Genomic DNA, 12,668 nt, shown 5'->3' with positions numbered 1-12,668 from the left:
AAAAGTACAATATTTGTAATATCATACCGTCTTTTTTATACATTTATATTTCTAAATCATTTACATTACACATCATGAAATCAGGCATCTTTAGTTTTTTAACAAAACCGGCACTGGTTGTGGGATTATGCCTCTCGCTGATACCTGTAAATGCACAGAGCGGTTCTGAATTTTGGAGCCATGTAAGGTTTGGCGGCGGACTTGCCGCCGGATTTGGAAGCGGCTACACCGATGTTACTGTTGCGCCCGGAGCAATCTATCAATTTAATGAATATGTAGCGTTGGGAGTTGGTTTACAAGGCACCTATGTAAATCAAAAAAATTACTTTTCTTCTTTTATGTATGGCGGTACTGTATCGGCATTACTTAACCCATTTCCGCAACTGCAATTATCCGCAGAACTGGAACAATTAAGGGTTAACCTTGATGTAGATAGCCGTTTTGGTCAGCGGGATGGCTATACCAGAGATTTTTGGAACACAGGTTTATTTTTGGGAGCTGGTTACCACATGAATAATGTAACCGTAGGTGTAAAATACAATGTGCTTTTCAGCGAAAAAGATATGGTATACAGCGATGCATTTATGCCTTTTGTCAGGGTTTATTTTTAAGCGGTTCTCGTAACCAGTTACGACTACAAATAATATTTTGCAATACGATTCTAAATAGTTTTATTTGTAGCTGAAAAATCATTCGACTAACCAAGGACCTAAAACAAAGCATGATAATATTCGGATCTGCCGGCAAAGAAATTGCCCGCGATAAAATAAGGGCAGCCTGTACTAACTGCCAGGAGCAAAACAGCATAACCATGTATATAGTACAACGTTATACGCATATATACTGGATCCCGTGTTTTCCTGCCGAAAAAAAAGCCATTTCAGAATGCACCAACTGCAATCAGGTACTGGAAACAATACAATTTCCTGAAAGTTACAAAAGCTATTATAAGAATATAAATCTTCGTACCAAAACCCCTTTATGGATGTTTACAGGTCTTGGTATTTTTGCAGTTATTATGGTTGGTGCTTTTATAGCCAGCCAACAAAACAATACTGAAAATACCGAACTTGTTCTCTTGCCTAAAAAAGGTGATATTTATGAGATAAAGCTATCTGATGAAAAATATACGCTTTATAAAGTAGACATAGTAGAGGGCAATGCCGTATACATGCTTGAAAATGAATATATCACAGATAAAGAAGAAGGTATGGGAGAACTTTTACTAAAGCCGTTTTACAAAGAAAGCTCACCTATAATGAAAAGTGACCTTAAAATCATGCTTGAAAAAGGCGAAATCATAGATATTGAGAGGTAGTCAACATTTTGTCATTTAGAGCAAAATGAAATGAAGTCGAGACTCGAAACTGCAAACCGACGGGTGAAGCAAATCTCATTATTTCGAATGTTTAGAACCACTTTTACACTATTGAGATTTCTCCATTACGCTGCGCTTCACTCGAAATGACAGAGCTACAAAACTCTAATACTTGTTCCTAAACCATACTTTTTGCCATTCCCTTTTTAATATCAGAAAGGTTACCTGCTCAGCCAGTTCGGCAATATCATTACCGTTTAGTGCTTTTATATCTTTTTCAGGCACATCTATTATATATAAAAGATTAAGGTATTCTGCAAACTTGTGCTGTATCAGGTTGTATATTTTATCCTGCACGCCCAGCTTAATATCTATGGGCGCACTCTCTATGGCAAAATCTACCGTTTCATTCGCAAGAGTAAAATCTTTGTTTATCTGCTCTATCAATTTTGTGTAGAGTTTTTCTTTTTGAGCTTCAGATAAAAGCAGGTCGGTACTAAGGGGCGCAGTGTAGGATATCATACTTTTCTTTGCATAAGGCTTTCGCCGAAGTTTTTCAGCATTAGCTTTTTATCGGTATCAACATTTAGTTTTTCAAATGTAGCAAATGCTTTATAGGTATATTCTTCAATTGCATTTTTTGTAGCAGCATCTGCTCCTGAATTTCTAAAGATATCTTTAACCGCAGCAATTTTATAAGTACTATCTTCAGGATGCACAGAAAACCAGTGAACCAAACCTTCACGTTCACTTTCATTTGCCTGCTCCAATGCCTTTAAATAAAGGTATGTTTTTTTGTTTTCTATAATATCCCCTCCCACCTGTTTACCAAAGGTTTCAGGATTACCAAAAGCATCCAGGTAATCATCCTGTAGCTGGAACGCTATACCAAGATTAAGTCCGAAATCATAAATAAGATCACAGTTCTCTACCGATGTCTGCGCAACAATACCTCCCATTTTCATGGCAGCAGCTACAAGTACAGCTGTTTTATATTCAATCATTTTAAGGTATTCCGGTATGGTAACGTTGTCACGTTGCTCAAAATCCACATCCCATTGCTGGCCTTCACAAACTTCAAGTGCTGTTTTGCTAAAGAGCTTTGCCAGTGACCTGAAAATTTTCGGCTCATATTCTTCAAAATACTGGTAGGCTAATATGAGCATTGCATCACCCGAAAGGATGGCCGTATTAAGATTCCATTTTTCATGGACTGTTTGGTTACCACGCCTAAGTGGCGCGTCGTCCATGATATCATCATGCACCAGTGAAAAATTATGAAACATTTCTACAGCTATAGCTGCCGGCAATGCTTTGCGGCAATCGGTATCAAATATTTCTGCCGTCATTAAAGTAAGTACCGGACGCATACGCTTACCGCCAAGTGACAGTATATATTGTATAGGTTGGTAAAGATTAACGGGGTCTTTTTCTATTGATGTTGTTGCAAAGTATTCAGAAATAATTTGCTGGTAATGACCAATAAGCTGCATGAATATATTTTTTTGCTAAAATACCCCTTTTCTTTTTCTTAATCAAAAGATTGTTGAGCCGTCAAAAAAAATTATTAAAAACTTTGGAAACTTTTTTGGTTTTAAAAGTTTCCTGAATTACATTTGCCCCTGTAAAACGAAAAAATGAAAGAGACTATATTAAAAAAAGCAACAGATATGTTCCTTACGTTGGGCTTTAAAACCGTAACGATGGATGATATAGCCGCTGAATTAGGCATCTCTAAAAAAACAATCTACCAGCATTATACCAATAAAAATGATTTAGTAGAAGACAGTGCTATGATGGTCTTTGAAAAGATTTGCAACGGCATTGATGAAATTAGCGAAACAAGCGTAAACTCTGTTGAAGAAGTATTTGCTATACATAACTTTTTAATGATACACCTTAAAGGCGAGAACACGGCTCCTTTATATCAGCTTCAAAAGTTTTACCCTTCAACATACACAAATTTGATGGCCAAACAATTTGAAGTCATGCACAGCTCTGTGATTGTTAACCTTGAAAAAGGAATTAAAGACGGAATTTTTAGAGATAATATAAATGTTGATTTTGTTTCCCGTATCTACTTTAAAGGAGCGACCAGCATAAGGGATCGTGAAATTTTCCCAGAAGATGTTATTACAGTATATGCAGCCACAAGATATTTTATTGAATACCATATGCGCGCTATTGTGACTTTTTATGGATTAGGAATACTGGAAGAAGCACTGACAAAAAACTTTGAAAATATTTAATATAATTTTAACATTGTTGAATTTCAAAAAGGTGTTAAATTTGCATTGACAAAAATGTCAAACAAAAAAGTTAAACAAATATGTCAGCTAAAGTACAGGATCAGGATACCGAAAATTTAATTAAGGAGACTGCTAAAAGAATCTTCTTTGGCGAAGGCCGTTTTAACGCCACCACTCAGGAGATTGCCGATGCCGCCGGAGTGAACCGTACATTGATAAATTATTACTTCAGGTCAAGGGATAAATTATTTGAGATTGTATTTCAGGATGCACAAAAATGTGAGGATGAAATGACCAAACTGATCATATTTTCAGATTTACCTCTTAAAGAAAAACTTGCCAAACACCTTGATATGTTCTTTGAACAAACAAAACAATACCCTTATCTGGAAATATATATGGTTACCCAAATGAATCAGGGAAACTGTTACAAAGACCCGGAAATGATGAGTACAATGCTTGGTAAATTCTATGACGAAATAGAAGCCGAAATGGATAAAGGGACTATAATACGAATGCGGCCGGAACAATTTGCCCTGAATTTTATATCGCTGGCATCGTTTCCTACCTCAATGAGACCCTTACTGGAGCCAACAATGGGATTCACCAAAGAGCAATTTGACACTTTGCTTGAAGAACGTAAGGACATAATACTTGATACACTTTTTAAACAATAATCATCAATCAATAAACACAGTTAACCATGAGAATCATAAATGATTTTAAAAGCTTTTCTGCAAAAGGACTTGCTTTGCTAATGGTACTTTTAGCTGCCCCTACCCTGCAGGCACAGGTGAAGGAGCTAACGCTTAAAGATGCCATTACGTATGCCCTGGAAAACAAGGCAGACTCCCGCAAAGCAAAGCTGGCTATAGAAAACAGCGAATATCAAATACAGGAAGTACGTGCAAGAGCGCTGCCAACTGTTACCGCAAACGGGAACGTAACTTACAACCCGATCCTGCAGCTTAATGCGCTTCCTGGCGACTTTTTTGGAGCACCGGGAACTACTATCCTTGCACCGTTAGGCCAGAAATGGACCTCAACGGCAGGTGTAAACCTAACGCAAAATATCTTTGACCAATCGGTATTTACAGGATTAAAAGCTGCAAAAACAACCCGTGAGTTTTATCAAATAAATGCACAACTTACAGAGGAACAGGTTATAGAGCGTGTAGCTAATAACTACTACCAGGTTTTTGTACAGCGTCAAAAACTAGCGGTTATAGACAGCAACTTTGTAAACACAACTAAGGTTAGAAACATTATTAAAGGCCAATATGAAAATGGCCTTGCTAAGAAAATAGACCTTGACAGAATGAATGTTAACCTGTCTAACATCAACACGCAGCGTCAGCAATTGATCAATGCGGTACAGCTTCAGGAAAACTCACTTAAATTTTATATGGGTATGCCTATAGAAACACCTATAAAAATACCTAACACACAATTTGAGGTTACTCCTTTAGCATTAAGCGAAGCTCCGGATGTAACGCAGAGAACTGAATATCAATTGTTGAAAAAACAGGACGAACTTTATAACTACCAGAAGAAATCGATAATTGCAGAGTACTACCCTACGCTTGCTTTAACTGCCGGATATAATTATATCGGACAGGGACCTCAACTGCCTTGGTTTGCTACTCCTGCTGATGGTGTTCACTGGTCAGACTATTCTGCTATCGGACTGAATCTTAAAGTGCCTATTTTTAATGGTTTTGGCACACGTGCCCGTGTTAGAAAAGCAACTATAGACATTCAAAAGAATGAGGAAGATATTAAAGATACCAAACTATCGCTTGACCTTGCTTTTGAAAACGCAAAGACACAGATAAATAACAGTATTATTACAATCAACAATCAAAAAGAGAATGTAAAACTGGCACAGGAAGTTCTTGACAATACACAGAACAACTACCAAAACGGACTTGCCACTCTTACTGACCTTCTTGACTCTGAGAATTCTTATATAGAAGCTCAAAACAATTATACAACAGCTCTACTTGACTTTAAACTTGCCGAAATACAACTTATTAAAGCAAAAGGCCAATTAAAAACTCTTTTAAACTAACCCCATGAAAAAAGTAATATATATAGTAATCGGTGTAGCCCTTGTAGGACTTGCGGCTTTTATACTAAAAGGTAATAAAGACAAGAATGAAGCCGAAACGGCTCTTATCTCAAAAACAAACAGTTCTGTAGCCGTTAGGATTGATACTGTGAAAACAGAGATCCCTAATATGGATTATGTAGCAAATGGAAACTTTGCTCCATCTCAGGAACTAAGCTTTCCGGCTGAGAATTCCGGAAGGGTGATTAAAGTATTAGTAGACGTGGGGGATGCTGTAAAAGTAGGCCAGACACTTGCTGTTATAAAAGGTGACCAGCTTTCTATCGAGTTACAAAATACTCAGGCTGCATACCAAAATGCATTAACAAACAGCCAGCGTTATGAAAACGCTTTTAAAACCGGCGGTGTAACTAAACAGCAGTTAGACCAGGCTAAACTTGATTTAGTAAATGCTAAGGCAAGACTTGACCAGGCTAAAATAAACTTTGGTGATGCAAGTATTAAATCGAGCATTAACGGTATCGTTAATAAACGCAGCATCGAACCGGGATCTGTAGTATCTCCGGGTACTGAACTATTTGAACTTGTAAATGTTTCTAAGCTTAAACTTAAAGTTAATGTAGACGAGCTACATGTTGCAGGATTAAAAGTAGGCAGCCCTATTAAAGTAAAAGCAAGTGTTTACCCTGATAAAGTGTTTGATGGTAAAATAACTTTTATTGCTCCTAAAGCAGATGGTTCTTTAAACTTCCCGGTAGAAATAGAAATTGCAAACAACCCTGACAAAGAACTTAAAGCGGGTATGTATGGTACTGCAATTTTTACTAGTGGTGCAACGCAAAAAACACCTATCAAAACAATTCCAAGAACAGCATTTGTAGGCGGTGTTGCAGGTAACCAGGTTTTTGTTGTTAAAGACAGCGTTGTTAAATTTACTAAAATCGTTTCAGGACGTATTTTAGGTAATGAAGTAGAGGTACTTAGCGGTCTTAACGAAGGTGACATTGTTGTTACCAGCGGACAGATCAACCTTACTGACGGATCTAAAGTAACTCCTATAAAATAAAGTAATCCCTTTGCCCCCAGGGAATGCTTAAACCGATAAAAACATATCAATGAAAATAGCAGAAATATCCATAAAAAGACCAACGCTTATTATAGTGTTGTTCACCATACTTACGCTGGGAGGGCTTTTTAGCTACAGCAGCCTGAGCTATGAACTTATCCCTAAGTTCGAGATCAATGTGGTTACCATATCTACAGTATACCCTGGTGCATCGCCCGGTGAGGTAGAAAACACGGTTACCAAAAAAATTGAAGACGCCGTTTCGTCACTGGAACTTGTAAAGAAAGTAGAATCTAAATCCTACGAAAGCTTATCGGTAGTTATGGTTACCCTTGAGCCGGAAGCAGATGCCGACTACTCACTTAATGATGCCCAAAGAAAGATCAACGCGATAGAGAAAGACCTTCCTGATGATGTAGATCCGCCATCCCTGAGTAAATTCTCTTTAAGTGACCTTCCTATTATTACCATTGGTGCTACGGCTAAAATGGACGAAGTAGCTTTTTATGACCTTCTTGACAAAAAGATCGAGCCTATTCTTGCCCGTGTACAAGGTGTTGCCCAGGTAAACCTTATTGGTGGAGAAGAGAGAGAGATTCAGGTAAGCCTTGATCAGGAAAAACTTAAAGGATATGGCCTTTCTATACCAATGGTACAGTCTGCCATTTTAAGTTCTAACTTAGACTTCCCTACCGGTAATATCCAAACCCGTGACAATTCTATGCTTGTGCGTCTTTCAGGTAAGTATAGAAATGTTGAAGAAATGAGAAACCTCGTGGTTTCATCTAAAAATGGTATACAGATACGTTTAGGAGAAATTGCCGATGTACAGGATTCACAAAAAGAAGTAGAGAAAATTGCACGTGTAGACCGCAAAAGTGCAATTGTTCTTCAGATCTTAAAACAAACCGACGCGAATGCCGTGGCAGTGAGTGAAGAGATCAATGCAGCTGTTCAAAAAATACAAAAGGACTATGAGCAATTTGACCTTAAACTTCAAATTGCCGATGATAGTAGTGAATTTACCCTTGCTGCTGCCGACTCTGTAATACACGATTTATTTATTGCGGTATTCCTTGTGGCTTTTGTGATGTTGTTCTTCCTTCACAGTTTAAGGAATGCATTCATTGTAATGGTATCGATCCCTGCATCGCTTATTGCTACGTTTATTGGTATCTACCTTATGGGGTATACCCTGAATTTAATGAGTTTACTTGGACTATCGCTTGTGGTAGGTATCCTGGTGGATGATGCAATCGTGGTACTAGAAAACATTTACCGCCACATGGAGATGGGTAAAAACAGGATACGTGCTGCCTATGATGGTACTGCCGAAATTGGCTTTACTGTAACAGCTATTACTATAGTAATTATAGTGGTATTCCTTCCTATTGCAATGAGTACCGGCCTTGTAGCAAACATTATTTCGCAATTCTGTGTTACCGTTGTAATTGCTACCGCGCTGTCCTTACTTTCGTCATTTACATTAATACCATGGTTGTCTTCCCGTTTTGGTAAACTGGAACACCTTACAGGTAAAAACTATTTTGAGAAAATTATCCTTGCATTCGAAAGAGGTCTTGATAAATTTACACATAAAGTAACCGATATTCTTGTATGGTGTCTTGGTCATAAAAGATGGACGCTGCTTATTGTAGTTGTGATGTTCTGCTCTTCTGTAGGTCTTTTATTTGCCGGATTTATTGGAGGTGAATTCTTTCCTAAACTGGACAGGGGTCAGTTCATGGTACAGATGGAATTACCAAAAGATGCTTCTATAGAGCAAACTAATCTTATAACACAAAAAGCAGAAGAATACCTAAGCGGTAAAAAAGAAATAGAAGGCCTTATTACAACTGTAGGTTTAACCAGTGAAGGTATGGGTGCTACACAATCTACCGCTTACAAATCAGAGGTCAAAGTAACCCTTGTTGACAGAAAAAAACGAGAGGACAATACGTTTGTATTTGCTGCAAAAGTTAAGCGTGAACTTGAGAAAAAGCTTGTAGGTGCTAAAATTAAAACCGTTCCTGTAAGTATTATGGGTGGTGCAGATGAGGCTCCAATTTCGCTTACCATTACCGGACCTAGCTTAGACAGTGCTGTTGAATTTGCTAACGCAGCTGCAAAAAAACTAGCCGAGACACCAGGAGCTACAGCCATCAAACTAACATATGAAGGGGGTAGCCCGGAGGTAACTGTTCAGGTAGACCGCGATAAGATGTCTGCTTTAGGGCTTTCATTACAAACCGTTGGTCTTACCATGCAGACAGCCTTTAACGGTAATACCGATGGTAAATTCCGCGCCGGAGAATATGAATATGATATTAACATCCGTTTTAATGAATATAATCGTTCTAACATAAATGATGTAAAAGACCTTGTATTTATTAATGATGCAGGACAACAAATAAAACTATCTCAATTCGCCAGTGTAACCGAAAGTTCAGGTCCAAGTTTCCTTGAGCGTCGTGATAAAAGTGCATCGGTAACAATACAGGCACAAAGTGCCGGACGTCCAAGTGGTGATGTAGCAACCGAATGGGAAGCTAAATTTTCCAAAATAAAACGCCCTACTGGCGTAAACTACCTTTGGGGTGGAGATGTGGAAAATCAGGCCGAAGGTTTTGGTACGCTTGGTATCGCATTACTCGCAGCAATTATATTAGTATACCTTGTAATGGTAGCACTTTATAACAGTTTTGTGTATCCGTTTGTGGTATTGTTCTCAATACCCCTATCGTTCATTGGAGCATTGATGGCACTTGCATTAACAAACAATTCCCTGAACATCTTTACTATATTAGGGGTAATCATGCTTATTGGTCTTGTGTGTAAGAACGCAATCTTACTTGTAGACTTTACCAATCATAGGAAAGAACAGGGTGAAACAACTAAAAATGCATTGATACAGGCCAACCATGCCCGTCTTCGTCCGATTCTTATGACCACGATCGCGATGGTATTTGGTATGATCCCGATTGCATTAGCATCCGGCGCAGCAGCAGAGATGAACAACGGTCTTGCATGGGTTATTATTGGTGGACTTATCAGTTCGCTTTTCCTTACCCTTATCATTGTACCGGTTGTGTATTCAATATTTGATATCATTTTAAATAAATTCTCTAAAGGCAAGACTATAGATTATGAAAAAGAAATGACTGCTGATTATGATCACACTGAACTAAGTGAAGATGGTTTCACAACGAAACATATTCAATAATAAAAAATTAGCTTTTAAAAGCCCCAAACAATGTTTGGGGCTTTTTTTATACAAAAAACTTAAAAAAGTGTCAAGATTTTAACACTAAGAAAAAACACACAGGATTGACATCATCTGCAATATTTTAAAATTTTAGTTCAATTATATTTAAAAAAATTAAGCTAAAATTATCCATACTATATTTTTTAAGCACTCTTATTCTTATTTAGAATAAGTAAAAATAATTTGCATAGTAATTTATTCACATTTACTTTTGCCGCAACAAATCAAACAAACAAAAATGAATACAATTGCATTTAAGAAAATTTTATTTTTACTGATCTTCTTCAGTAGCATAGCCTTATGGTCGCAGGATCGAGGCAGAATAAGTGGTAAAATTACTTTAAACAACAACGCCGCGGCCGAAAACATCACGGTAACACTTAAAGGTACCTCCTACTCTGCTGTGAGTAATCAACAGGGGCAATATGAAATAAAAAATATTAAACCCGGTACTTATGTACTTCGTGCTTCGGCAGTAGGTATTGCAACAATTGAGGATAATATCATTGTTGTTATCAACACTACGGTAGTTAAAAACTTTACATTATCAGAAAGCCAGGAACAACTGGACGAAGTAGTAATTCAGGAAAAGAAAAACAAGTATAAAACAGGCAAAATATCATCATCGCTACGTTTAAATACTCCTGTTTTAGAGATTCCTCAAAACATTCAGGTAGTAAGCAACCAAACACTAAAAGACCAACAGATCATCAGCATGAGTGACGGAGTTATCCGTAACGTGAGTGGCGCTGTGCGTTTAGAGCATTGGGGCGACATGTATACTAACATTACCATGCGTGGTTCTCAAATACAGGCATTTCGTAATGGATTTAACGTAGTATCCTCTTTTTGGGGACCGCTTACAGAAGACATGAGTTTTGTAGACCACATTGAGTTCGTAAAAGGCCCGGCAGGTTTTATGCTTGCTAACGGTGACCCTAGCGGACTTTATAATGTAGTTACCAAAAAACCAACAGGCGAAACAAAGGGTGAAGTATCTGTTATGGGCGGAAGCTATGATTTTTACAGAGCCAGTGCCGACCTTGATGGTAAACTTACTAAAGATGGCAAACTGTTGTACCGCCTTAACCTGGCAGCACAAAAAAAAGGATCACACCGTCCTTATGAACATAATGACCGTTATGTAATTGCTCCGGTACTATCCTACCAGGCAGATGACAAAACTAAAATAACTGCCGAATACAACTATCAGCGTGCGAATATGACTGAGGTAGGTTCGTTCTATGTTTTTGGACCCGAATCAAGAGGTTATGCTTCTACTCCAAGAGACCTAACACTAACCCAGCCTGGTTTGCCAGACACAAAAATGAACGATCATAGTGCTTATTTAATGTTAGAGCATCAAATTAACAGCGACTGGAAGATTACAGCACAAACATCTTACTTTAAATACCTTCAAAAAGGATACAGCTCATGGCCATCAGCCGTTGGATCTTTAAAAAACAAAGAGGGTGAAACACTATTAAAAGAAGGAGAACTAATAAGGAACGTAGGGATCTGGGATGCTGAAAGCACTATGTACTTAGGACAGTTTTTTGTAAACGGTAAGTTTATGACGGGTGCTGTAAGCCACAAAATATTAGGTGGTGTAGATCTTGGCAATAAAGAATATATTGCAGACTGGGGTCAATCTCATGATCTGGATACATATGATAAACCATTTAATATCTATGCTCCAAACTATGGACCTCCAGCTAATGGTTTTCCTGATTTTGACCGTGATACACCTCTTAAAGAAAGAGCTGGCGGTATAATCACTTCTAAGTATGCAGCCGGTTATTTCCAGGATGAGCTTGGATTTTTTGAAAACAAGCTAAGATTAACGCTTGCGGGAAGATATACATATGTAAGTCAGACAAGTTTTGGAGAAACTTCATCTGACAACCATTTTAGTCCACGTGTAGGCTTAAGCTACTCTATTGATAAAAACACAGCTGTTTATGGCTTACATGATCAGGCTTTTACACCACAAAGTGGTATAATGAGAAATAAAGAGAGTATAAAACCACTTACGGGAAACAATACAGAGTTTGGTATTAAGAGAGATTGGTTTGACGGATCTTGGAGCACAACACTTTCTGTTTATAGAATATTAAAGAAAGATGAGCTTACTTCAGATCCTGATAATAAACCTACTGAGGTCTTTAAAATTATATTAGGTGAAAAAAGAGCACAGGGAATTGAATTTGACGTAAGAGGTAAAATTATAGACGGCTTAAATGTTATAGCCAACTATGCATTTACAGAAGCCATTGTTACCGAAGTAGCACCGGGTGTGACAAATATTAAAAAAGGCGATGTAGTACCCGGATATTCAAAGCACACAGCTAATGCATGGGTAAATTATACAATTCAGGACGGTAAGCTTAAAGGCTTGGGAGCATCAGCCGGGTTCACTTATCTTGCCGACCGTGCTACTGATAACTGGGGAGCAGGCAACGAGAAACTACCAAATTACTTTAAACTGGACGGGGGACTTTCTTATGAAACAGGAGCTGTTAAATTCACAGCAAACGTATTTAATATTCTTGATAAATACCTGTATACCGGTTCGGCCTATTCATTTGGAGACGTAAAATCGTACTACTGGCAGACCGAACCGCCAAGAACATTCAGGGTTGGCATGTCTTATAAGTTTTAATTTCAAACAAAATCAGCTATCATCCTTCTCTATAAAG

10 protein-coding genes are annotated in these 12,668 nt (G+C 37.9%); 8 read left to right on the top strand and 2 right to left on the bottom strand.

What is annotated here, in order from left to right:
• Positions 1-74: 74 nt before the first annotated feature.
• Both EPI11_RS00560 and EPI11_RS00555 read left to right on the top strand, forming a co-directional pair.
• Positions 75-611 carry a hypothetical protein gene (locus EPI11_RS00560; protein WP_128388011.1) on the top strand — a complete coding sequence of 179 codons (537 nt, stop codon included), beginning with the start codon at positions 75-77 and terminating at the stop codon, positions 609-611.
• Positions 612-721: 110 nt separating this feature from the next.
• Entirely contained in the window at positions 722-1,318 is a 597-nt protein-coding gene (locus tag EPI11_RS00555; protein WP_128388010.1) for a hypothetical protein, read from the top strand.
• A 165-nt stretch (positions 1,319-1,483) separates the two neighbouring features.
• Here EPI11_RS00555 and EPI11_RS00550 read toward each other — a convergent pair whose 3' ends face one another.
• Entirely contained in the window at positions 1,484-1,840 is a 357-nt protein-coding gene (locus tag EPI11_RS00550; RefSeq protein WP_128388009.1) for a hypothetical protein, read from the bottom strand.
• A complete protein-coding gene (locus tag EPI11_RS00545; protein ID WP_128388008.1) occupies positions 1,837-2,811 on the bottom strand; it encodes a polyprenyl synthetase family protein in 975 nt (324 codons plus the stop codon). The genes EPI11_RS00550 and EPI11_RS00545 overlap by 4 nt, the downstream gene beginning before the upstream one ends.
• Before the next feature lie 144 nt (positions 2,812-2,955).
• Between EPI11_RS00545 and EPI11_RS00540 the strand changes: the two genes are divergently transcribed.
• The 6 genes from EPI11_RS00540 (at position 2,956) to EPI11_RS00515 (ending at position 12,631) form a co-directional block, all read left to right on the top strand.
• The gene (locus EPI11_RS00540) at positions 2,956-3,567 is read left to right on the top strand and encodes a TetR/AcrR family transcriptional regulator (RefSeq protein ID WP_128388007.1); all 612 of its coding nucleotides are present in this window, start codon (positions 2,956-2,958) and stop codon (positions 3,565-3,567) included.
• Positions 3,568-3,647: 80 nt separating this feature from the next.
• Positions 3,648-4,244: a TetR/AcrR family transcriptional regulator gene (locus EPI11_RS00535; protein WP_128388006.1), complete on the top strand. Its 597-nt coding sequence runs from the start codon at positions 3,648-3,650 to the stop codon at positions 4,242-4,244.
• 80 nt (positions 4,245-4,324) lie between these two features.
• Complete coding sequence (locus tag EPI11_RS00530; protein WP_128388446.1) at positions 4,325-5,638, top strand: TolC family protein; 1,314 nt, start codon at positions 4,325-4,327, stop codon at positions 5,636-5,638.
• 4 nt (positions 5,639-5,642) lie between these two features.
• Entirely contained in the window at positions 5,643-6,704 is a 1,062-nt protein-coding gene (locus EPI11_RS00525; protein ID WP_128388005.1) for an efflux RND transporter periplasmic adaptor subunit, read from the top strand.
• Positions 6,705-6,753: 49 nt separating this feature from the next.
• Entirely contained in the window at positions 6,754-9,927 is a 3,174-nt protein-coding gene (locus EPI11_RS00520; RefSeq protein ID WP_128388004.1) for an efflux RND transporter permease subunit, read from the top strand.
• A 280-nt stretch (positions 9,928-10,207) separates the two neighbouring features.
• Entirely contained in the window at positions 10,208-12,631 is a 2,424-nt protein-coding gene (locus EPI11_RS00515; protein WP_128388003.1) for a TonB-dependent receptor, read from the top strand.
• Positions 12,632-12,668 lie beyond the last annotated feature (37 nt).

Origin of the sequence: Flavobacterium cerinum (genome assembly GCF_004028155.1) — a bacterium.
Taxonomy (GTDB): Bacteria; Bacteroidota; Bacteroidia; order Flavobacteriales; family Flavobacteriaceae; genus Flavobacterium; species Flavobacterium cerinum.
Note: the sequence above shows the minus strand (reverse complement) of the source record. Positions and strands in the feature narration are given on the sequence as shown.

Excerpts from the sequence above, each read along its gene's own strand:
- EPI11_RS00550 (WP_128388009.1), bottom strand. The coding sequence starts at position 1,840 with ATGATATCCTACACTGCGCCCCTTAGTACCGACCTGCTTTTATCTGAA.
- EPI11_RS00515 (WP_128388003.1), top strand. The coding sequence starts at position 10,208 with ATGAATACAATTGCATTTAAGAAAATTTTATTTTTACTGATCTTCTTC.
- EPI11_RS00555 (WP_128388010.1), top strand. The coding sequence starts at position 722 with ATGATAATATTCGGATCTGCCGGCAAAGAAATTGCCCGCGATAAAATA.
- EPI11_RS00520 (WP_128388004.1), top strand. The coding sequence starts at position 6,754 with ATGAAAATAGCAGAAATATCCATAAAAAGACCAACGCTTATTATAGTG.
- EPI11_RS00535 (WP_128388006.1), top strand. The coding sequence starts at position 3,648 with ATGTCAGCTAAAGTACAGGATCAGGATACCGAAAATTTAATTAAGGAG.
- EPI11_RS00540 (WP_128388007.1), top strand. The coding sequence starts at position 2,956 with ATGAAAGAGACTATATTAAAAAAAGCAACAGATATGTTCCTTACGTTG.
- EPI11_RS00525 (WP_128388005.1), top strand. The coding sequence starts at position 5,643 with ATGAAAAAAGTAATATATATAGTAATCGGTGTAGCCCTTGTAGGACTT.
- EPI11_RS00530 (WP_128388446.1), top strand. The coding sequence starts at position 4,325 with ATGGTACTTTTAGCTGCCCCTACCCTGCAGGCACAGGTGAAGGAGCTA.
- EPI11_RS00560 (WP_128388011.1), top strand. The coding sequence starts at position 75 with ATGAAATCAGGCATCTTTAGTTTTTTAACAAAACCGGCACTGGTTGTG.
- EPI11_RS00545 (WP_128388008.1), bottom strand. The coding sequence starts at position 2,811 with ATGCAGCTTATTGGTCATTACCAGCAAATTATTTCTGAATACTTTGCA.